Annotated in this window: 22 protein-coding genes and 1 tRNA gene; 12 read left to right on the top strand and 11 right to left on the bottom strand. The window is 66.7% G+C overall.

The genetic code is table 11. The features are described from left to right. Positions 1-8: 8 nt before the first annotated feature. From P6F26_RS10790 to P6F26_RS10805, 4 genes are all read left to right on the top strand, one after another. Positions 9-821, top strand: coding sequence for an SDR family oxidoreductase (locus P6F26_RS10790; RefSeq protein WP_278028693.1), 813 nt, complete (start codon positions 9-11; stop codon positions 819-821). An 89-nt stretch (positions 822-910) separates the two neighbouring features. Beyond that, a complete protein-coding gene (locus P6F26_RS10795; protein WP_278028694.1) occupies positions 911-1,591 on the top strand; it encodes a hypothetical protein in 681 nt (226 codons plus the stop codon). Between the two features lie 547 nt (positions 1,592-2,138). After that, the gene (locus tag P6F26_RS10800) at positions 2,139-2,528 is read left to right on the top strand and encodes a hypothetical protein (protein WP_278028695.1); all 390 of its coding nucleotides are present in this window, start codon (positions 2,139-2,141) and stop codon (positions 2,526-2,528) included. 498 nt (positions 2,529-3,026) lie between these two features. Next, positions 3,027-3,377, top strand: coding sequence for a hypothetical protein (locus tag P6F26_RS10805; protein WP_278028696.1), 351 nt, complete (start codon positions 3,027-3,029; stop codon positions 3,375-3,377). 150 nt (positions 3,378-3,527) lie between these two features. Here P6F26_RS10805 and P6F26_RS10810 read toward each other — a convergent pair whose 3' ends face one another. Further along, positions 3,528-4,088: a TetR/AcrR family transcriptional regulator gene (locus P6F26_RS10810; RefSeq protein ID WP_278028697.1), complete on the bottom strand. Its 561-nt coding sequence runs from the start codon at positions 4,086-4,088 to the stop codon at positions 3,528-3,530. 135 nt (positions 4,089-4,223) lie between these two features. Here P6F26_RS10810 and P6F26_RS10815 point away from each other — a divergent pair, with 135 nt between their 5' ends. Continuing rightward, entirely contained in the window at positions 4,224-5,102 is an 879-nt protein-coding gene (locus P6F26_RS10815) for an SDR family oxidoreductase (RefSeq protein WP_278028698.1), read from the top strand. A 50-nt stretch (positions 5,103-5,152) separates the two neighbouring features. Beyond that, positions 5,153-5,575: a cupin domain-containing protein gene (locus tag P6F26_RS10820; RefSeq protein WP_278028699.1), complete on the top strand. Its 423-nt coding sequence runs from the start codon at positions 5,153-5,155 to the stop codon at positions 5,573-5,575. Between the two features lie 291 nt (positions 5,576-5,866). On the opposite strand, the gene P6F26_RS10825 is transcribed toward P6F26_RS10820, so the two are convergent. Beyond that, positions 5,867-6,745, bottom strand: coding sequence for a LysR family transcriptional regulator (locus P6F26_RS10825; protein WP_278028700.1), 879 nt, complete (start codon positions 6,743-6,745; stop codon positions 5,867-5,869). 155 nt (positions 6,746-6,900) lie between these two features. Here P6F26_RS10825 and P6F26_RS10830 point away from each other — a divergent pair, with 155 nt between their 5' ends. The 6 genes from P6F26_RS10830 (at position 6,901) to P6F26_RS10855 (ending at position 11,447) form a co-directional block, all read left to right on the top strand. Continuing rightward, positions 6,901-8,145 (top strand): hypothetical protein, encoded by a 1,245-nt coding sequence (locus tag P6F26_RS10830; protein WP_278028701.1) that lies wholly within the window; start codon positions 6,901-6,903, stop codon positions 8,143-8,145. Positions 8,146-8,154: 9 nt separating this feature from the next. Beyond that, positions 8,155-8,964 (top strand): hypothetical protein, encoded by an 810-nt coding sequence (locus P6F26_RS10835; RefSeq protein WP_278028702.1) that lies wholly within the window; start codon positions 8,155-8,157, stop codon positions 8,962-8,964. A 115-nt stretch (positions 8,965-9,079) separates the two neighbouring features. Next, positions 9,080-9,613: a cytochrome b gene (locus P6F26_RS10840; protein ID WP_278028703.1), complete on the top strand. Its 534-nt coding sequence runs from the start codon at positions 9,080-9,082 to the stop codon at positions 9,611-9,613. A gap of 19 nt (positions 9,614-9,632) precedes the next feature. Beyond that, the gene (locus P6F26_RS10845; protein WP_278028704.1) at positions 9,633-10,193 is read left to right on the top strand and encodes an NADPH-dependent FMN reductase; all 561 of its coding nucleotides are present in this window, start codon (positions 9,633-9,635) and stop codon (positions 10,191-10,193) included. Then, positions 10,190-10,948 (top strand): SDR family oxidoreductase, encoded by a 759-nt coding sequence (locus tag P6F26_RS10850; RefSeq protein ID WP_278028705.1) that lies wholly within the window; start codon positions 10,190-10,192, stop codon positions 10,946-10,948. The genes P6F26_RS10845 and P6F26_RS10850 overlap by 4 nt, the downstream gene beginning before the upstream one ends. Before the next feature lie 46 nt (positions 10,949-10,994). Next, a complete protein-coding gene (locus P6F26_RS10855) occupies positions 10,995-11,447 on the top strand; it encodes a hypothetical protein (RefSeq protein WP_278028706.1) in 453 nt (150 codons plus the stop codon). Positions 11,448-11,493: 46 nt separating this feature from the next. Here the strand turns inward: P6F26_RS10855 and P6F26_RS10860 are convergent. From P6F26_RS10860 to P6F26_RS10900, 9 genes are all read right to left on the bottom strand, one after another. Continuing rightward, positions 11,494-12,251 (bottom strand): IS5 family transposase gene (locus tag P6F26_RS10860; RefSeq protein WP_278028707.1). Its coding sequence is split into 2 segments (ribosomal slippage): positions 11,494-11,915 and positions 11,915-12,251, totalling 759 coding nucleotides; the frame shifts between segments, so codons are not numbered across the junction. Between the two features lie 124 nt (positions 12,252-12,375). Then, a tRNA-Ser gene (locus P6F26_RS10865) sits at positions 12,376-12,465 on the bottom strand. A 101-nt stretch (positions 12,466-12,566) separates the two neighbouring features. Beyond that, positions 12,567-13,283: an alanyl-tRNA editing protein gene (locus P6F26_RS10870; protein ID WP_278028708.1), complete on the bottom strand. Its 717-nt coding sequence runs from the start codon at positions 13,281-13,283 to the stop codon at positions 12,567-12,569. After that, the gene (locus P6F26_RS10875) at positions 13,280-15,694 is read right to left on the bottom strand and encodes a DUF3772 domain-containing protein (RefSeq protein WP_278028709.1); all 2,415 of its coding nucleotides are present in this window, start codon (positions 15,692-15,694) and stop codon (positions 13,280-13,282) included. The genes P6F26_RS10870 and P6F26_RS10875 overlap by 4 nt, the downstream gene beginning before the upstream one ends. Beyond that, positions 15,691-16,722 (bottom strand): cysteine synthase A, encoded by a 1,032-nt coding sequence (locus P6F26_RS10880; RefSeq protein ID WP_278028710.1) that lies wholly within the window; start codon positions 16,720-16,722, stop codon positions 15,691-15,693. The genes P6F26_RS10875 and P6F26_RS10880 overlap by 4 nt, the downstream gene beginning before the upstream one ends. Before the next feature lie 61 nt (positions 16,723-16,783). Further along, on the bottom strand, positions 16,784-17,929 hold the full coding sequence (locus P6F26_RS10885; RefSeq protein ID WP_278028711.1) for a gamma-glutamylcyclotransferase: 1,146 nt from the start codon (positions 17,927-17,929) through the stop codon (positions 16,784-16,786). 2 nt (positions 17,930-17,931) lie between these two features. After that, positions 17,932-18,417: a TrgA family protein gene (locus P6F26_RS10890; RefSeq protein ID WP_278028712.1), complete on the bottom strand. Its 486-nt coding sequence runs from the start codon at positions 18,415-18,417 to the stop codon at positions 17,932-17,934. A gap of 86 nt (positions 18,418-18,503) precedes the next feature. Then, entirely contained in the window at positions 18,504-19,712 is a 1,209-nt protein-coding gene (locus P6F26_RS10895) for an SAM-dependent methyltransferase (RefSeq protein WP_278028713.1), read from the bottom strand. 125 nt (positions 19,713-19,837) lie between these two features. After that, positions 19,838-21,256 carry a cryptochrome/photolyase family protein gene (locus P6F26_RS10900; RefSeq protein WP_278028714.1) on the bottom strand — a complete coding sequence of 473 codons (1,419 nt, stop codon included), beginning with the start codon at positions 21,254-21,256 and terminating at the stop codon, positions 19,838-19,840. Between the last annotated feature and the right edge of the window lie 59 nt (positions 21,257-21,315).

Genomic DNA, 21,315 nt, shown 5'->3' on the forward strand with positions numbered 1-21,315 from the left:
ACTGCCCCATGAAGACCATCCTGATCACCGGCGCCTCATCGGGCATCGGAAAGGCAACGGCGCTGCGGTTCCAGTCCGAGGGCTGGAACGTCATCGCCACGATGCGCGATCCCTCCGCCGCGGGCGAACTCGCGGCGCTCGACAACGTCCATGTCAACCGGCTCGACGTGACCGATGCGGGCTCCATCGCCGCCGCGGTGGCCGACGGCCTGTCGCGGTTCGGCCGGATCGACGTGCTGCTGAACAACGCCGGCTACGGCGCCTACGGCCCGCTCGAGGCCTTCTCGACCGAACGCATCCGCCGCCAGTTCGACACCAATGTGATCGGGCTGCTGGACGTGACGAAGGCGGTGCTGCCGCACATGCGGGCGACCCGCGCGGGCACCATCGTGAACATCTCGTCCATCGGCGGGCAGATCACGTTTCCGCTCGGGACGCTCTACCACGGCACCAAGTTCGCCGTCGAAGGCCTGTCCGAGGCGCTGCACTACGAACTCGAGCCGCTCGGCATCCGGGTGCGGATCGTCGAGCCCGGCATGATCAGGACGGATTTCGGAGGCCGTTCCTTCGACTTTGCGATGGACGAGACACTTTCGGACTATGCCCCGACCGCCGAGGGCATGGGGCGCTTGTTCGGCAAGCTGGCCGCCAACCCCTCACCCCCCGAGGTCGTCGCCGAGGTGATCTGGCAGGCCGCCATCGAAACCGGAAACCGCCTCCGCTTTCGTGCGGGAAAGGATGCCGATGACTTGCTCGACGAGCGAAAGGTCAAGGACGACGCAGCGTTCATAGGCGCCATCAAGGACATGATGGGCAGCTGACGTCGGCCTGTCGGACAATCACCGTCAGGGGGACACGAGAGGTTTGGAGACCGCGCCCCAGGACGCGCCCCATCCACCTGGGGCGGGTCATGGCCGCGTTCCGCGACGGGCGCGAACGCTGCAGGAAGGGACGCGCCAACGACCGGACGTCATTCGCCTTCCCGGTCGGCGCTGTCCTTTTCCGGCACGATGGTTCGCATGGCCATTCTGGTCATCCGCGACCGCCGGCTAGCCCGGCGGAGAAGCCCGCTCGCGCGGGTGTGCTGTCGTCCCATGAGGAACCGGGCGGCGTGCCCGCCAAAATGATCGACGGCTTTTCCCAGATGCTCGCGAGCGACGGTGCCTGTCTGGCGCTCGCCGATGTCGCGCCCGGCGTGCGCCTCACGCGCACCGTCGACGACATCACCTGGGGCGTGGACAAGGTGAATGCCGTCACCATGGTCTCACTGGAAGCCCGCAGCGGCGTTCACCGCCCGTCAGGCCCCACCCTGGCCGGCGCCCGCGACCAGACGATCGCGGGCTGGCCATTTTCTTGGAGGCAACCGTCAGACAGCGGATCCTTGCCGCCGCTTCAGCAGCGCGTCTCCTGTCTTCAGAGATCAGCGGCGCCAAACCATTCGGAACAGTGCTGCCGTCAGCCACACCAAGGCGATCCAGCACAGCCAGAGGAACGTCATGAGCCCGATGGTCAGAGGCCAGAGGTTCGCGGCCCCGCGTTCGGCCAAAATCTCCGCGATCAAGTAGACAGAGAAGCCTGCCCAGATCGCTGAAGGCAGGGCAACGGGCAGGAGCGGAAGGAGCGAACGTCTTTGGTCACCCCGTGGACGAACCGCGGAGGCGTTCAAGAAGGCAAGCCCCCCGCCAAGAGTGGCCAGGACCACGGCGATGACAGTGACACCGAGTAGTTGGCCCAAGACCTCCATTTCGGCGTGCTACCACCGAAATGCGTCTGGCATGTGACGAGGGATGGCGCGCCTGTGACGGTTTCACGCCAGCCCTGGCCCAGTTGCACAATTGCCTTGTGCGAAAGATACGCCGAGCGCTGTCGAGGCGGCGGCAACGCCAGTCCAACGGCCCCGAACGCATTGCGATCGGTGCTCCGCGCGGGCCGATCCTAGCAGACGTCCTGATGTCCTTGAACGGGATCGTTTGGTCACATGCGGACGCAAGTCGGCGCCCTGCCCCGCCTCAAGCCCAGTTCCTCCGACAATGCCCAATGCATGCCCTCCAAATTTTTTTGAACGAACCGGCGATGTCCTCCGACCCACGTTCACAACCGGCGCAATGGTGGCGCCCATCAAGGAAGGATGTAATTGAATGCAAGCAATCAGGATGATGACGTGGGGACTGCTGGGACTGTCGATCGCAATGGCGCAGCCCGCCCTGGCGCAGGAGCGTGGCGCCGCCACGCATGAACAGAGCGGCGGCGACCGCGGTGGCGCCGAAGTGCGCGGCGGCGATGACGAGGAAGGGCGCGCAGGGCGCGGCGACGACCGTGGAAGCAGCGCATCGCAAGCGACGCCCAGTGTGCCAATGGCAGACACCCGCCGCGTAGGAACACGGAACACGACCACGGCGGGCGGCCCGATCACGGACGAAGAGCTTGAACTCACCTGCGGTGACGGTGGCTGGATCGAAACCTGGCTGGAGGATGCCAACGGCAACGTCATACCTGGCACCTACGAATACTATTGCATGGACGACTGACGCGCGGGACGTTTCTGCCCTGCTGCGGCAGGGACTGCCAGGCAGGTCGAGTGGACATTCAGGCGACGGGTCTGAATGTCCACTCCCAACGATTTACCTGCTGCGAACTGCTCCGGTAGATACCCGTTCTCAAAAGGGGGCGAACGCCATCTCCGATGATGCCGGGCGCTCTCTTGAGGATGCCCCTGCCGACCCATGCATGAGCCAGCGGCCCGTGCAGTGCAAATAGGGCCGGAGGCTTCTTGCCCCCGCTAGCTACCATCCGTCATTGCGTCTTGGTCGATACGGGGGCATTGGCGTTTTTCGGTGAACGCTCCCTTCGGCGGCAGCATTGTAGTCGACACCACAGTTAGGGCAGGTCGAGTGTTCGTCGTTTAAACGCTTTAGCCTGTAAAGTTTTCCGTCTTCCTTCACCTCGCATGTCGGACAGAACGGTAAGCCAATAGGTCGGCCATCCCCGGCGTCTTCATACTTAAAGCCCTGCACTTCGACGAGGCTGTGCTGTTTCTCGACGCGTCTGCGAAGTTCGGAAAGCTCGGCTTGCAGCGCAAGCAACTCCTCATCTTTGCCGAGCAAATCGCTTCTCACGTTGACCAGCAATTCCCTCAGAGCGACGAGTTCTTCGCGCTGCTCAACTGTCTTCAGCGCGTCGCCGAGTTTTTGGAGGCGCTGCACTGCACTCGCTATGTCTTTGATGGCCTGCGTTGGCATATCGCACGTTCCATTCTCGCTAAAGCATTGGTGGAGAATGACTACATGTTGCAATTAAGTGCAATCAGGATGGCAGGTAGGCGGGAGGGGCGAGCGGCGCGCACCCCACAAGCTCCTAAATTTATTTTGTTTTTTTGATAGTGGCGGAGGGAACGGGACCGGGATCGGACATTCTCCACCTCAAAGCACTGAAAAAAAATGGTTAAATGTTAGAGCTGGGGGTGTGTTTGGTGGCCGAATTTCAAGTGTCGGGTCCCTATTCAGGCGTCAGGGCGCGCGGCGATCTCGTCACGGGCGGGTGAATACCGACAGCGCGAGGGTAAGCATCTCGCGGATGCGGGCGGGGTCTTCGCCCGATGCGCGTTGGGTGATGGCGAGGGCGATCTGCTCGCCGAGGTATTGCGCCCCGGCCTCTACCAACAGTCCGTCTGGCCACCCCTCGGCGTCGCGACAAGACTGCAGGAACGCCACGTAGGCTTCCTGCGCCGCCGCATCGATCTCCTCCACCCGCGCGCGCGTTTTTGGCCCCAGCCGGTGCTTGCCCGCGCGCATCTTGTAGAACAGGCAGCCGGTTTCCATCCGCGGGTCCACGCTCGCGAAGTCGATCAGGGCTGCAAGCGTCGCCTGCAAGCCCTTTCCGCTGTGCAGGATCGCGAAGACGGCCGAGAGCACCCGCTCGGCATAGCTGTCGAGCACGGCACGCGTCAGACCGTCCTCGCTTCCGAACTCCCGATAGAGCGACGGCTTGGATATGCCCGCCTTCTGGCAGATCGCGTTGACCGACACGTCGGCCGGATCGCTCTGCCAATACGCCGTCATCGCGACGTCGCGCACCTCGTCCGCGTTCATCGTGCGCGGTCTGCCGCGCGCGAGTTTCGGCTCGTTGTCACTCATTTTGGTACCGGTCGGTATTTTATATCTTGACGTAGAGTCGCCGATATTCGTACCAGTCGGTAACGCAGCATGCAAGCAGGAGCACTAGCCATGACAGGGACAGGCAAAACGGTCGTCATCACGGGGGCCAGCAGCGGCTTCGGCGCAGCGGCGGTGCGCGCCTTCGCCGACCGGGGTGACCGTGTCTGGGGCACGATGCGCGATGCCGAGGGACGCAACGCGGCCAGGAAAGCCGAGCTGGAGGCTTACTCCCCCGGCATCGCCATCGCCGAGATGGACGTCACCAGCGACGCCTCGGTGACTGATGGCTTCGCCCGCATCCTCGCGGAGGGCCCCGTCGACATCCTGATCAACAACGCCGGCATCATGTATATCGGCGTGACCGAGGCCTACACTGTCGGGCAGGCCGCGGAACAGATGGACACCAACTATTTCGGGGCCATCCGCGCGATGCAGGCGGTGCTGCCCGCGATGCGCGCGGCAGGCAGCGGCCTGATCGTCAACACCAGCTCCATCGCTGGCCGTGTCTCGGTGCCCTTCTTCGGAACCTATTGCGCGACGAAACACGCGCTGGAAGCCTACAGCCAGAGCCTGCGCTACGAGGTGGCCGCCTTTGGCATCGACGTGGCGCTGGTCGAGCCTGGCCCGTTCCCCTCGAACCTGCTTGCCGCTGGAAAGCCGCCCGCCCACGCAGATGTGCTGTCGTCCTATGGCGATCTTGGCGACGTGCCTGCCACCATGATCGCAGGCTTCGCCGACATGCTGGCCAGCGAAGCCGCCCCCGACCCGCAACTGGTTGTCGACGCCTATCTCACACTCGCCGAGGCCGCGCCGGGCAAGCGCCCCACGCGCACGGTCGTCGGCATCACTTGGGGCGTCGACGAGATGAACGCCTTCACCCAGCCGCGGCAGGACGCACTGTTGGCGGAGATGCAGCTCGACGGCGTGCTCGGCGGCACCGACGCCTGATCACCAACCATCAACTTTGAAAGACTTCTGCAACCGAAAGGACCAATTCAATGTTCAAGACACTGATCGCTGCCGCCACGGCGGCCTTGCTGACAACGGCCGCATTTGCCGAGAACCACGCTCATGGCGATCACCATGTCGCCCTCGCGAACGTGGAGTGGGTCGATGCGCCCATCCCCGGAGTGCAACTGGCCCTGGCCTGGGGCGACGACGCCACCGGTGCGGCCTGGCTGTTCAAGATGGATCCGGGCGTCGCGCTGCCGATGCACACTCATACCCATGATTACTGGGGGCTCAGCATCGCGGGAACATGGGTGCATATCGAGGCGGACGGCACCGAAGTCCCGACCTTGCCCGGCGACTATTCCCTGGTCGAAGGCGGCGCTGTGCATGCCGACCGCTGCGACAGCGACGTTCCCTGCATCGGCCTGCTCGACTTCACGGGCCCCCGCGACGTCGCGCTGGCCGAGTGACTACAAGATAACTCCAAGCATGTTGAGCGGCCTTGCCGCAGTGTTCGGTTCGAGGGGTTGTCGCGCTTTTCGCGGCAGTCCCGAGAACTCCGAAGCCCTGAAGACTCCTTGTACTGCGCATCACTTCCTGAGCGACCGGCCTGCATGTCCGGTGAAATCGGTTCCCGGTCGCGTTGGCGGAGGAGACAAGCATGACATCAGATCTCTTCCGCAAGGTAATGCTTTGATTTTAACATACGCCAGTAAGGAGCATACCTTGCCCGCCCATTTGTCCGACTGCAAAAATCCACCCTAATCAGAGGCTCGCTGCCCGCCCAGAGGTCGAAGGTGCTCGAGGAACGCCTGCACCTTGGCTGTACGGTGCAGGTCGACATGGGTCACGATCCAGAGTGCGGTGGACCACGCATCGCCCGGCGGGATGATCTCAACAAGGTCGGGCCGGACACAGGCGTCGTGTTCGGCTAGGAACCCAAGGCCGAGCCCTTCACAGACGGCGCTGTGCAGGACCTGCTGGTCGGTCGTCTGCAGTGCCAGCGCCTCTGGTGAGACCTTGGCGTTCATCCAGTGTGCGTAGGGAACCGGACGCGGTACCGCGACCGAACCGACGAAGCAGTGCTCGTCGAGCCGGTCAGGGTCCGGATATCCAGAGCGATCTATGTAGCCTTGGCTGGCATAGAGGCCGAAGCGCAAGCGGCGGAACAGCGTCACGACATAGTCGGGCATCCCCGGTTTCGCGCCGGCGCGGATCGCGACGTGCGCCTCTCCATGCTCCAGCCGGGCAAGCTGGGCGCCCGCCACGAATTCCAGCGCGATCTGCCGGTGGGAAAGGTGGAAATCTCGGATCGCGGGCATGACCAGCGGCGCCACGCCGGACAGCGCCGTCACGATCAGCGATCCCGACAGTTGCCCCGCTTTGCCTCGGGCGCGCCCCGCCAGATCGGCGAACATCTCGTCAGCACGGGCGGCGACCTCCAGCATGTCGCGGCCCGCGTCGGTCAGCGCATAACCCCGCGCATGCCGCTGGAAAAGCGGCGCGCCGAACGCGCCTTCCAGCGTCTCGATATGACGATTGACCGTTGCGCGGTGCACGCCGAGGGCTTCGGCCGCTGCGCTCACCGTGCCCAGACGCGCGACCATTAGCGCGGTGCGGAGTTCTGTCCAGTAGTGCATCGGCACTTCTAGCACCGGCGCAATGTCGCAGCAACGCGCAGGCAGCGCGCATTTCGATCTGTGGTGCGGTCAGAAGGCGCATCGCAGACTCCGACATGACGTTTCCAAGATCGCTGCTCCGGCGGCGCACCAATGGCAACAGAGAGGAAATCCGAATGTCCGTCCGAACCTTCGCCACGTCCCTGTCCGTGCTGGCCCTGACCGCCGGCGTTGCGCAGGCACAAGGCCTGCAATCCGCCACGGTTCTTGAATTCGCCGACGCCGACACACTTTTCGTCGCCGACAGCACCGGCGGCGCGATCCACGCGATCGGCCTGCCAGAGGCGGTCGCGGCCCCCGCAGAGCCGGCCCCCTACAACCTGCTCGATCTCGACGGCCTCTTGGCCGACGCCCTCGGCGCCGATCCGCGACGCATGACCTATCACGATCTGGCGGTGCATCCCGTGACGCGGGAGGCCTACGTTTCGCTTACCGCGACGATCGATGACGCGGAACAACCCGTCATCGTCACCGTGGCGCGAGACGGCACGGTGCGGCGGCTCGACCTTGCGGCGATGCCGTCCAACACGCTCACCCTTCAGGATCCGGCGGATGACGGCGTGACGTTCTGGCGCGACATCCCGGCAGCCACCTTCACGGTGACCGACCTCGACTTCGCGGGGGGCGAGCTTTTCGTCTCGGGCCTGTCGACGGGTGAGTTCGCCTCGACGCTGCGCCGGGTGCCGTTTCCCTTCACCGACACTGCCAGTTCGACGGGCGTCGAGATGTTCCACGCCGCCCATGGCCAGACCGAGACCCGTGCGCCGATCCGGGCGATGACGGTCATGGACGTGGGTGGCATCAGCACGGTCGTTGCCGCCTATACTTGCACGCCGCTGGTCACCGTGCCGGTCGACGACTTGGCGGACGGGACCAATGTCACGGGTCGCACCATCGCCGAGCTGGGCTACGGGAACACACCCCTGGAAGTGCTCGATTTCGAGGTTATGGACCAGCAGGGCAACGCCGCCACCTTTGTCCTCGTGAACAACCGCGAGATGGATGCGGACCTGATTTCACTCGCCGACCTGACCGCTGCGGCCGCCGCCCTGGGGATCACGGAGCCGGTCGCGGCCCTCGGCGACACGCTCGGCGTCGCCACGACGCCGATCCCGTTGGCGGGCGTGTTCCAAGCCGCCGACCAAGACGCGCAATTCCTTCTGACGCTGCGGCGGAACATGGACACGGGCGCGATGGACCTCGTGTCGTACCGCAAGGGCGTCTATCTGCGCCTTAGCGAGTTCGTCGCCGAATACAACTTCCCCGACTACGTCTACGCCGACACGCAATATGCCGACGGCGCGCGCATGTTCCAGAACATGCTGAAGCTCGACGAAGGCTTTCCGGACCAGGTGCGCTGAGGCCCGGCGATGCGCATGTCCATCGCCTCACTGCTGGTGGCCCTTGAGGCCGGCAGCGCCGCAGCCTGCCCGGCCCCCTCGGCGAACGGGCCGGTCGAGATTTATCCGACCGCCATGGAATTGCCCGCCAACCTGTTGCGGTTCTTCGTCTATTTCCCGCGCTCCATGGGTCGTGGCGACATCCTCGACCACATCATACTTGTCGATGATACAGGACGTGAAGTCACGGGCGCCTTCCTCCACAATCGCTATGATCTCTGGTCGCCCGATGCCACGCGGCTGACCGTTCTGCTTGACCCAGGGCGGGTCAAGACCGGGCTTGCGGCGCATGATGCCATGGGCCGCGCGCTGGAAGAAGGCGGACGCTACGCCTTCGTCGTGCGTGCGACGGCCGAGGACGCGGCAGGATGCAAACTGGGGGCGGAGACGGTGCAGCACTTCGTGGCCGGGCCACCGGACCTTGAGCCACCCACGCCCGGCACCTGGGCGCTGCATCGGCCCGCAGCGGGTACGCGGGCCCCTCTGGCGGTCGATCTCGGCACCTCGCACGATCATCTGTCGCTGGTCTACCGGCTGCGCGTGCTGGACGCGGCAGGCGAGCCGGTGCCGGGGCACATCGACCTGGGCGACGGCGAGCGCGTCTGGCGGTTCACCCCCGCGGCGCCATGGACCGGAGCGCCGCATTACCTCGTGAGCGACGCGCGGCTGGAGGATCTCGCGGGCAACCGCCCGGGCGGGCTGTTTGACCGGCCCATAGACACACCCGACACGGGCTGGGCGCGTAGGATTCCCTGGTCGCCAGGACCGGCGGTCCGCTGAACCAACTCTGTCATGTCGCACCAGCGCGCACTAGGGGCGCAAATCGATGGCTGGTGAGCACAGATCCGCGAAGGCACGCTGTCTCTTGAAGGCATCAAGAATGAGGCTCCCGGCCATGCAAAGATACCACCCCCTCCTCGTCGCGCTGCATTGGCTGATGGCGTTGATGATCCTGGTCGCGCTGGCCGCAGGTGGCCTCGTGCTCGCCAACATGCCCCCCGACAGCCCGGACAAGGTCTCGGGCCTCGGCGGGCACATGATCTTCGGCATGGCGATAGGTGTGCTGCTGATCCTGCGTCTCGTCACCCGCACCCGCAGCGTGCACCCACCCCATGCCGAGACCGGACATGCCCTGCTCGACCGGATCGGGCGCTGGACGCATTGGGGCTTCTACGCCCTGATCGCGGGCATGGTTCTGACAGGTCTCGCCACGGCGCTCGGCGCGGGGCTTTTCCCCATCGTCTATGGCGGCGCAGCCGAAACGCTGCCGCCCGAACTGGCAGCGATGCCGACACGCGTGGTGCACGGGCTCATCGCGACACTGCTGTTGGCGCTGATCGCCCTGCACTTTTTGGCGGCGCTTTATCACCAGATCGTCCTGAAGGACGGCCTTCTGCGCCGGATGTGGTTCGGCAAGCGATCCGCGTGACCATTCGAAAGGATTCCCGATGACCATTCTCGCCTTCGCGGCCACGAACAGCCGCCACTCCATCAACCGCGCCCTGATCGGCCATGCCACGATGCGGCTCGCGAAAATCGTCCCCGACGTCCGGATCGAGACGCTCGACCTGAACGACTACGAGATGCCGATCTATTCCATCGATCGGGAAAAGGCCGACGGTATCCCGGCTCCGGCGCAGGACTTCTTCGACCGGATCGGCGCCGCGGATGCGATCCTGGTGTCCTTCGCCGAGCACAACGGGTTCGTCACCGCCGCCTGGAAGAACGTCTTCGACTGGATGAGCCGGATCGAGGCGAAGGTCTGGCAGGGCAAGCCGGTGGCGATGCTGGCGGCCTCCCCTGGCCCTCGCGCGGGCGCCAACGTGCTGGCAAGCCAAGAGATGCTCGCACCGCATTTCGGCGCCGACCTGCGCGGCAGCCTCGGCCTCGGGAGGTGGCCGGAGGCCTGGGACGCCGAGGGCAAGCAGCTGCTGCGGCCCGAGGATACAAGGGCGCTGGACACCCTGCTCGGCCAACTCGTAGCACCCGCGAAGACGGCAGCAGCATGAGCGGAACTGAGCGCCAAAGGTTCAACGGCAAGACCGTCGTCGTCACCGGCGGCACCTCCGGCATCGGTCTGGCGACGGCCCGGCGTCTGCTGGACGAGGGCGCCACCGTCATCGTGACCCATTCCCGCGAGGCATCGCGCAGCCGCGCAGAGCCCGAGTTGCCCGGCACGGAATTCATCCTCAACGATTTGTGCGATCCCGGGCCCGCCGCGACCGATCTTGCAAGCGCCATTAGCGACAGGCGCATCGACGGCCTGTTCCTGAACGCTGGCCAGGCAACCTTTGCTCCGCTTGGGCAGATCACATCCGAAGAATTCGACCGCCAGTTCGCGATCCTCGTCAAGGCGCCGCTGCTACAGGCCCAGGCGCTGGCTCCCACCCTTCGCGACGGGGCATCGGTCGTCATCACCACCTCGACCGCCAACCGGATGGGCGCACCCGGCACCGCGATCTACGCCGCCGCTAAAGGGGCGACGCGGTCGCTGATCAGGGTGCTGGCGCGTGAACTGGCGCCACGCCGGATAACCGTAACCGGGCTGAGCCCAGGTCCGATCGAGACGAACTTCGCCGAGCGCACCGGGATGGATGCCGAAGCACAGGCGGGCTTTCGCGAGAAGATCGCGGCCAAGGTGCCACTCGGCCGCAGGGGCACGGCGGACGAAGCCGCGGCGGTCGCGGCATTCCTGCTGTCGGGCGAGGCGAGCTTCGTGACTGGCTCCGAATACCTCGTCGATGGCGGCGTGACCGAACTGTAACGGACCACACACCCTTCCCGAGCATCGAAACTGAAGGAATCTCCGTATGACCAAGACACAGACTACCGCACTCAAGATCGCCGCTGTCCTGTGGGTGATCTGGGGCCTTGTCCACACGCTTGCCGGCGTCATGACGATCATCCAGGCCCCGTCCGAGGGCTTTGCCGCCATCGCCGACGCGGTCGACCCCGCACTCCTCGTGGCCGACTATCACCCGGCGGTGGGCGGCGTGCTGAACCAGCACGGCTTCAACTTGCTGTGGATCGGGTTGGCTACGATCGTCGGCGCCATCTTCATCTGGCGCGGCACCATGACGGCGATCTGGGTCACGGCCATGGTCGGGGGGCTGGCGGATGTCGGCTATTTCCTGTTCGTCGATCTGCCGGGCTACGTGAACTTCTTCCCCGGCACGGTGATGACCCTGATCTCCGCGACGGCCATCCTCCTCAGCTTCTGGGTCTGGCTGCCGATCCGCAGATCCGTCCCCGCGTCCTCCTGACGGTGCTGTCAGACGAATTCGAATTTGTCCCAGCTAGGGTCAGGACTCATAACCAGTAGATGACGGTCGCAGCGAGGGCGATGGCCGAGAGGAAGACCTTTGGACAGCGGTCGTATCTGGTCGCCACGCGCCGCCAGTCCTTGAGCCTGCCGAACATGATCTCGATGCGGTTACGTCGTTTGTATCGGCGCTTGTCGTATTTGACAGCCTTCTTACGCTGCTTTCTGCCAGGGATGCAGGCGCGTATCCCTTTGTCTTTCAACGCCTCTCGGAACCAGTCGGCGTCATAGCCACGGTCACCGAACAGCGAGTCGACCTTTGGCAGGCTGCTGAGCAGCGCCCGCGCGCCGATGTAATCGCTGACCGGCCCTGCAGTGACGAACAGGTTGAGGGGTCTGCCTTGGCTGTCACAGATGGCATGCAACTTCGTGTTCATGCCGCCCTTGGTGCGACCGATCAGGCGTCCACGCCCCCTTTTTTCGCGGCCATGCTGGTCGCTGTGCGGTGAGCTTTCAGATACGTCGCGTCGATCATTACGGTCTTCTCCTCGCCGTGCTCGGCAGCCAGCCCGGCCATCATCCGTGCGAAGATGCCTTTCTCGCTCCAACGCTTCCACCGGCTGTAGAGCGTCTTGTGGGGACCATAGGCGGCAGGGGCATCCCGCCAGCGCAAGCCGTTGCGATTGATGAACATAATCCCGCTCAAGACCCGTCTGTCGTCGACCCGAGGCTTGCCGTGGGACTTCGGGAAGAAAGGGGAAAGTTTGGCAATCTGCGCGTCGGTCAGCCAGTACAGGTCGCTCATGTCACCGCTCCGTTTTTTCAGGCCGTGAACCACGCAGAGCGCTGACAATCAATGCATCCTGACCCTAAAACAACGGAAAAATCCAGCCGCAGCCGGATCGGGAGAACGCTTTCGCGGGGGCAAGTGGCGGAGAGACAGGGATTCGAACCCTGGAGACGGTTTCCCGCCTACACGCGTTCCAGGCGTGCGCCTTCGACCACTCGGCCACCTCTCCGGCGCACGACCCGATAGCGCAGCCGGGGCTGCGGGCGCAAGGGGCAAGTCTGCGATCGTGCGAACGCGACGGAGACCGTGCCGCCGCGGCGTGGGAGGAGTTCAGCAGAGCTCCACGGTGACGCGGCGGTTCTGGCGGCCCTTCTTCTCGATCCTGGCGATCCGCAGCTTGCCGATCTCGCCCGTGCGCGCGACATGGGTGCCGCCGCAGGGCTGCAGGTCGACGGTGTCGCTCTCCTCCCCGATGCGCACGAGCCGGACGCGCCCGGCCCCGCGGGGCGGCGCCACCGACAGCGTCTTGACGAGCGCGGGGTTGGCGTCGAGATGCTCCTCGCTGATCCAGGTCTCGCTCACCGGCAGATCGCGCGTGATCAGCGCGTTCAGCTGCCCCTCGAGGATCTCGCGGCCATGCGGCGCCTCGGGCATGTCGAAGTCCAGCCTGCCCTTCTCGGAGTTGATCGCGCCGCCGGTGACGGCAAGCGGGATGACGACCGACAGCAGGTGCAGCCCGGTGTGGATGCGCATGTGGCCAAAGCGCCGCTCCCAGTCGAGGCGCTGGTCAAGCTGCGTTCCCACGGGCGGCAGGCCGCCGGGCTCGGCCGGGACCAGAACGATGGCGCTGCCCTCGCCCTTCACGGCGGTGGCGATCTCGATGCGGCCGCCCGACCAGACGAGGGTTCCGGAATCGCCGGGCTGTCCGCCGCCGCGGGGGTAGAAGATCGTCCGGTCGAGGACGATCCCGCCCTCGTCGGTCAGGGCGGTCACGACGCCTGGCGCCGACTTGCGGTAGGGATCGGTGGCGTAGAGGGGTTCGGTCACGCTGCGGTGCCTCCGGTCTTGTCGGGGATGGAAACCGCCCTCGCGGCGGGCTCGGCGCCGCGTGGTCCCGGCACGTCGCGCACGAGGACCTCGGGATTGCGGAGCCAGATGTCGCGCTGTGCGAAGGGGATCTCGATGCCCTCCTCGGCGAAGCGTTCCGCGATCCGGTGATGCATCTCGGTCTGCACGTCCAGAAGCTGGTTCACGTCGCGCAGGATGGCGCGGATGCGGAAGTCGAGGCTGTCGGCCCCGAAACCCAGGAAATCGACGCCCGGCTCGGGATAGGCCGCGACGACGGGATGCTCGCGCGCGATCTCGAGAAGGATGCGCTCCACCCGGCGGGTATCGGTGCCGTAGGCCACGCCCACCTTCACGATGGCGCGGCCGATCGTGTTGCTGCGGGTCCAGTTCACGACCGTGCCCGAGATGAAATCGGCGTTGGGCACGATCACGTCGGTCTTGTCGAAGGTCTCGATCCGGGTCGAGCGGACGGAGATGTCCTTGACGATGCCCATGGTGCCGTTGACCTCGATCCAGTCGCCCTCCGAGATGGGACGCTCGATCAGCAGGATGATGCCCGAGACGAAGTTGTTCACCACGTTCTGCAGGCCGAAGCCGATCCCGACGGAAAGCGCGCCGATGACCACGCCGAGCGCGGTGAGATCGATGCCGCCCGCGGTGATCGCGACGACCGCCGCCAGCCCGATCCCGACATAGCCGATGCCCGAGGTGATCGCCGTGCGCGCGCCCGCGTCCATCTGAGTGCGCGGCAGCACGGTGGACTTCAGCGCGCCCTGCAGCAGTCGCGTCGCCACCAGCCCCATCGCGAAGACGAGGACGACCGCGAAGATGCTGCCGGGCGTGATGCGCACGTCGCCAAGCTGGACGCCCTCGCGGAACCGGATCAAGACGTCGAGAAGCTGGTCGGACCGCACCCCCCATGTCAGCGCGAGGAACGGCAGCATGGCGAAAACGAGGACGAAGTTCACCAGCACCGGGATCAGCGCGGCCGAGGCCTCGCCCGGGGTCTTGCGGAAGGCGAGCGCGTAGAGGTCGCGCACGACCGGCTGCAGCGCCATCACGATCCCCACGAGGCCGAGGCTCTGGGCGGCGGGCACCATGATGGCCTCGGTCGCATTGACGTAGCCCACAAGCGCCAGAAGCGGCCCGACGACGCCAAGAGCGACAAGCCCGGTCGCCGTGATGGCGAGCGCGCGCTGCGCGAATCCCAGGCCGTCCTCCTGCACCTCGAGCGACGGGATGGCCGCGCGCAGAAGCCGGGCCGAGGCGATGTAGAGGTAGCCCAGGATCAGGAACGCCGGTGTCTGGATGACGCCTTGGGCCGCGGGCGACACCTCGTCGAAGGCCGAGACTGCCCCGAGCACGATGGCGAAGCCGACCGTCACGCCGATCGCGACGACAATCCAGCGCGCGGCAGCCGCCTTGCCGGGCTGCGAGCGCAGGTGCGAGAAGGCCCCATCGGAGTCCGAGCGGAACAGCCGCCCGCCCAGCCAGAGCGAGATGTAGACCGTCCCGGCGGCCGCCGCGAAGGCCTCGAGCAGCGTCATCGCCTGGGACGAGACCATGCCGGTCGCGACGAATGCCGACAGAATGAGGAGGACGCCCACGAAGGGGACCGTGATCTGCAGGAGCGAGACGAGAAAGGCGACGGCCACGCGCCCGCGCGTCACCGCCCGCGCCTGCAGACGCTCGGTCAGCAGCGTCGTCCAGCGCCGCCCGCGCAAGATGGCGAGCAGCCCGACGAGCAGCAGGAACACGATGCCCGGCGCGTTGTCGACCAGTTCGCTCCGTCGCACGGTATCGCTCAGGCGCCCGGCGATCTGCGTGCGGATCGATGCGACCACGTCCAGGATGTCCGACGCCGCCGTGGTCCAGTTGATCGGGTTCGCGGGGCTGGGATCGAGTTGCAGGAGGCGCTGCTGCTCGCGTTCGCGCAGGACCGCGTCGATCTCGGTGATGAGGCCCTCGGCGCGCGTCAGGGCCGCGGCCGCGCTCAACTGCGGCTCCTGCAGCCGCGAGAGCTGCTCGTTGAGGCCCGCGCGGCGATCGGCGATGGCGTCGGGCTCGGCCGCGCCTTCGCCCGGCGGCGGCCCCAGCGCGTCGATCTGGGCCCGGATCGTGGCGATCCTCGTGGCATTGGCGCTCTGTGCGCCCTGAAAGCGCGTGCGCCACTCCACGAGCGTGCGTCGCATGTTCTCGAAGAAGGCGGTGGAGGCGGTGCCCGCCGCGATCAGGTTCTCGACACGCGTCGCCTCCGTTTCCCAGCTTGCGTAGTCGAGCGATGCGCTCTCCTGGGCGGTGGCGGTCTCGGCCTCCTGCGCCACGGCGGGCAGCGCCGCCGAAAGGCATAGCGCCAGGACCAGCAGAAGGGTGGCGAGACGCCGCATCATTCCTCGCGGACGTCGGGGATGTCGCGTCCGGGGCCCTCGAGCCACGCGGGAACCGGCAGGCCCTTCTCCTTCAGGAACGCCGGGTTGAACAGGCGCGACTGGTAGCGCGTGCCGTAGTCGCAGAGGATCGTCACGATCGTGTGGCCCGGCCCCATTTCCTGAGCCATGCGCACCGCACCGGCCACGTTGATCCCCGACGATCCCCCGAGGCAGAGCCCTTCTTCCGAGAGGAGGTCGAAGACGTAGGGCAGCGCCTCGGCGTCATGGATGTTGCAGGAGAAATCCGGGGTGAAGCCCTCCAGGTTGGCGGTGATCCGGCCCTGCCCGATACCTTCCGTGATCGAGGAGCCCTCGGCCTTCAGCTCGCCCGTGGTGTAGTAGCTGTAGAGCGCTGCCCCGTCGGGGTCGGCGAGGCCCATCTTCACGCCGCGCGCCTGAAGCGCTTCCGCCACGCCCGCAAGCGTTCCGCCCGAACCCACGGCGCAGATGAAGCCGTCGACGCGGCCGCCGGTCTGCTCCCAGATCTCGGGGCCCGTCGTCTCGACGTGGGCCTGCCGGTTGGCGGTGTTGTCGAACTGGTTGGCCCAGATCGCTCCATTGGGCTCGGTGGCGGCCAGCGCCTCGGCGAGGCGGCCGGAATAGCGCACGAAGTTGTTGGGGTTGCGGTAGGGCGCGGCGGGCACCTCGACCAGTTCGGCGCCTGCGAGGCGCAGCATGTCCTTCTTTTCCTGGCTCTGCGTCTCGGGGATGACGATGACGGTCCTGAAGCCCATCGACGCTCCGACCAGCGCAAGGCCGATGCCCGTGTTGCCGGCCGTCCCCTCGACGATCGTGCCGCCGGGCGAAAGCAGTCCGCGGGCGATGGCGTCGCGGATGATGTAGAGGGCGGCGCGGTCCTTGACGGACTGGCCGGGGTTCATGAACTCCGCCTTGCCCAGGATCTCGCAGCCGGTCATTTCGCTGGCCTTCCTCAGACGGATGAGGGGCGTGTTCCCGACGGCGGCGGCGAGGTCTTTGTGGATCTGCATTGGACGGGTCTTTCGCGGGGGTGTCTGGGCGCCAACTGGATAGGCTTCGGCGCGCCCGAACTCAACCCGCGCCGGACGCGATCCCCGCTTCGGCGCGCAGCCGCGCACGGTTCGCGGCGAGCCATTGCAGCGAGATGATGGCCGGGGCGTTGACGAGGTCGCCCGTCTCCATCAGCGCCATCGCCCCGTCGAAGGTGACGAGATGGCCCTGGATGTCCTCGCCCTCGTCCTCGTGGCCGCCGAGGCCAGCGCTTCCGTCGGGCAGATCGGCAATTCCGACATAGGAGAACAGGACATGCGCCAGCCCGCCCGGCGAGGGATAGTAACGGGCCACGAAATGCAGCCCCTGGAGCGCCAGCCCCGCCTCCTCGGCCGCCTCCCGGCGCGCGGCCTCCTCGGGGGTCTCGCCCGCGTCGATCAGGCCCGCGACCGGCTCCAGGAGCCATGGCGACGGGTCGCCCTGCACCAGCGCCCCGAAGCGGATCTGCTCGACAAGCAGGATGCGGTCGCGGACGGGATCGTAGGGCAGCACCGTGGAGGCGTCGCCCACCCGGAAGATGGCGCGAACGACCTCGCGCTCCTCGGCGCCGTCGAAGCGGCGGTGGCGCGCGGTGATCTCCTCGGTCGCGTAGAAGCCGTCGTAGGGGTGGCGCCGCGCGAGGATCTCGGCGTCTGCGTGGCCGAAGCGACCGCCGACGCGTCCCGGCCGGCGCCATTGGCAGGCGCGCAGGACGGCATCGGCGCGCGCCCGGACGATGCCCGCGATGCGGCCGACCTCGTCGGGCTCCTGCCGGCCGATCCGGCGCAGGATGTCGGGCGCGGCCTCGCAGGTCAGGGGCGCCCAGGCCTCGGCCCAGGCCGTGAGGCTCCAGTGCTCGCCGCTTCCCGGATCGTCGTGGCGCGGCCGCCAGACCTGCGCCGCGAGACGGCCGCCCTCGGTCTCGACCTCGACGGGGGCGCGGTCATAGCCGAAGACCGCCTCGTACCAGTCGAGACGCCGCAGCGCCTCGGCGTCGGCTTCGACCAGCACGCCCTCCGCCCGCGCGGCAGGATCCTCGACCAGCACGGGCCAGTCCCCTCCGAGAGCACGCTCGCAGCGCGCGCCGGGAAGCGTGGCGGGAACAAGCGGCAGATCACGGCCCGCCACCAGCCGAAGCAGCGGGGCGTGCCGAAGGGTCCCGAACAGGAAGATCCGCGTGGGGGCCATCCTCAGCGCCAGATGCGCCCGATCGCCTCGACCACCAGACCGCAGAGCGCGCCGCCGACGATCAGCGTGGTCCAGACCGGGATCGTCGCCGACTGCACGAAATACTCGATCGCGAGTTCCAGCGTCGCGATGGTCGCTTCGCCGGGCGAGTCGTAGCGCAGGTTCGCCGATCGCATGAACATCGTCCTCAGCGAGAACAGCAAGATGCCGAAGAAGGCGATCTGCACCGAGGTGCGGATACCGTTCGCGAAGGCCTGCCCGATGCCGCGCCCTGCCCGGCCTCCTGCCACCATCCACCCCTGCCACGCGCCGATCAGGCCGATGGTCAGCGGGAAATAACCGGCCGGCATCTCGGGCGGAAAGGTCAGGAGCGTGTAGGTCGCGGCCTGCCATCCCACCCCGAAAAAGAGGATCGCCGCGAAGAGCTTGGCCGCGGTGGGCATCTCCATCTTCGAGGAGCCGGACTGGGTGTGAGGCGGAAACAGCATGGTCCTCACCGAAGCATCCGATTGGGGCCCATTTGTGGCCAAACCGCGCAGAGACGGCGGATTTTGCCGCATGCGGGCATCAATCCTCAGGCCGGCCGCCGGATCGTGATCTGCGTCACGTCGGTGTTCCTGAAGTGGAACGTGGCGGCGCAGGAACACAGGTAGAAGTTCCACATCCGCCGGAAGCGATCGTCGAATCCGAGGGCCGCGACCTCGTCCCAGCGGGCGTTGAACGTGTCGTGCCAGCGGCGCAGCGTCTGGCTGTAGCTTTCGCCGAACTCGATCGAATGGGCGACCTCGAGGCCCGCGCGCCGCACCTGCTCGCGCAGGATCCTCGGCGCCGGAAGCATCCCGCCGGGGAAGACGTATTTCTGGATGAAATCGACGCCGCGCCGATAGACGTCCCACCGCCGGTCCTGCACCGTGATGATCTGAAGCGTCGCCTGCCGGCCGGGCTTCAGCCGGTCGCGCACGGTATCGAAATAGACAGGCCAGTAGCGTTCGCCCACGGCCTCGAACATCTCGATCGAGGCGATGCCGTCGTAGATGCCGCGCTCGTCGCGGTAATCCTGCAGCTTGATCTCCACCCGGTCCGAAAGCCCCGCCTTCGCGATGCGCTCGACCGCGTAGTCGTGCTGCTCCTTGGAGATCGTCAGGCCGGTGACGCGCAGGCCCCGCTCCTTCGCGGCATACTCCGCAAAGCCGCCCCAGCCGCAGCCGATCTCCAGGACATGATCGCCCGGGCGGGCGTCCATCTGGTCGACCATCGAGGCGTATTTCGCGATCTGCGCGGCCTCGAGGCTTTCCTGCCCGGTCTCGAACTTGGCCGAGGAATAGGTCATCGTGTCGTCCAGCCAGAGCCGGTAGAACTCGTTGCCGAGGTCGTAGTGGTAGGAGATGTTCCTGCGCGCCTGCGCCTTGGAGTTCGACTGGAGCCAGAAGCGGAACTTCTCGTAGGCGCGGATCAGCCCCATCCCGAGAAAGCCGTCGTAGACCTCCTCGTTGTCGGCATGGATCAGGTCCATGAAGGCCTGAAGGTCGGGAGTGGACCACCAGTTGTCGAGATAGGCCTCGCAAAATCCCAGGTCGCCCTCGCGGATGAGGCGCGCGAAGATGTCGGTGTTGTGGATGTGCAACTCGGCCACGGGGCCGGGCTTGGGACCCTCGGTGCGGAACACGCGGCCATCCGGCAGCACCATGTCGAGGCGCCCATGTTCCATCTTCTGCGCCTGGTCGAACACCGCCTGGAAATAGCGCGGCAGCCCCGTTTCACCCTGGGTCGTGGTCTTTATCATCTTCTTTTTTTCCCCAACACCGCCGCATCTGATCCCGATGCGGTGGCCATGTGCAAGTCCCCGTGTCGAACCCCGCCGACGGTCCCCGTTAGCGGACCCCTGTGCCGGCATCAATCGCCAGCCCCTCAGAAGCCCCTGTTCTCGTAGGCCTCCAGCGCCCGCTTGCGCCCCTCGCCCGCGTCCACCACGGGACGCTCCGGGTAGCGGTCGTCCGGCGAAAGCCCCCAGCTCTCCGGCACCGCCTCGAAGTAGCTCAGGGCCGTCTCGGGCGGCGCCGAGGACAGTTCGGCCACCCACCGCCGCCTGTAGCGCCCGTTCGGATCGAACTTCTCGGCCTGCGTTTCGGGGTTGAAGACCCTGAAATAGGGCGTCGCATCCGGCCCGGACCCCGCCGACCACTGCCAGCCCATCGCGTTGGAGGCCGGGTCCCAGTCCACGAGGTGCTCCTCGAACCAGTCGAGGCCGATCTTCCAATGCGTGAGCAGATGCTTCGTGAGGTAGGACGCCACCAGCATCCGCGCGCGGTTGTGCATCCGGCCCGTCACGTAAAGCTCGCGCATCGCGGCGTCGACGATCGCCATGCCCGTTCGCCCGCGCAGCCACGCCACGACGTCGTCGCGCGCGGCGTCCTCGTTCCACGCGAACGCCTCCCACTCCTCGCGCCAGTTGCGCTCCACGATATGGGGCGTGTGGTAGACGAGGTGATAGGCGAAGTCGCGCCAGACGATCTCCTTGAGGAAGGTCTCGGCCCCCGCCTTGCCCTCCGCCATTGCGCGCTGCCCCGCCCACCAGCAGGTGCGCGCCGAAATCTCGCCGACGGTCAGGTTCTCCGACAGGTGGGATGTGCCGTCACGGGCGAGGTTGTCGCGTGCGTCGGCGTAGTCGTCGATGCCGCCCCCGATGAACGCGCCGAGCCGGCCCTGCGCGGCCCGCTCGCCCACCGCGAGGTGCGGCCGCACGACCTCGGCGCCCCGGCCCATCGCGGCCCCGAGGCCGTGCCGCGCGAGATCGTCGCCGTCCGGCCAGGACGCGGGCGCGACGAGGTCGGGCACAGGCAGCGGCGCGCCGGGATCGCGCCCGCGCACGGCCTTCCAGAACGGTGTGTAGACCTTGTAGAAGCCGCCGGTCCCCGTCTCGACCGTCCACGGCTCGAACAGGATGTGTCCCGCGTGGCTCTGGACCTCCACGCCGTCGGCCTTCAGCGCGGACTTCACGCCCTCGTCACGCGCCCGCGCGTCAGGATCGTAGAGGCGGTTCCAATGCACCTCGCGCGCACCAGTCTCGTCGATCAAGGCACGCAGCACGTCGAGCGCGCGTCCCCTCCGCACGATCAGCCGCGACCCCGCGCCCTCGAGCGCGTCGCCGAACGTCTCCGCGCCGAGGCCGAGCCGCCATTTCGGTGCGGCCCCGTGCCCCTCGACCACCTCGTCCACGATGAAGACCGGGATGACCGGCCGCCCCGAGGCCGCCGCCGCGCACAGCGCGGGGTTGTCGGCCAGCCGGAAATCCCGCCTTGCCCAGTAGAGGATGGGAGTGTCGTCCATGCGCCCCGTGTTCTTCTTCGCTCGCGTCGTGCCGCCCGGCGCGAATTAACCCCGCCAGA

This window comes from Roseicyclus salinarum, assembly GCF_029624655.1.
GTDB classification, from domain to species: domain Bacteria; phylum Pseudomonadota; class Alphaproteobacteria; order Rhodobacterales; family Rhodobacteraceae; genus Roseibacterium; species Roseibacterium salinarum.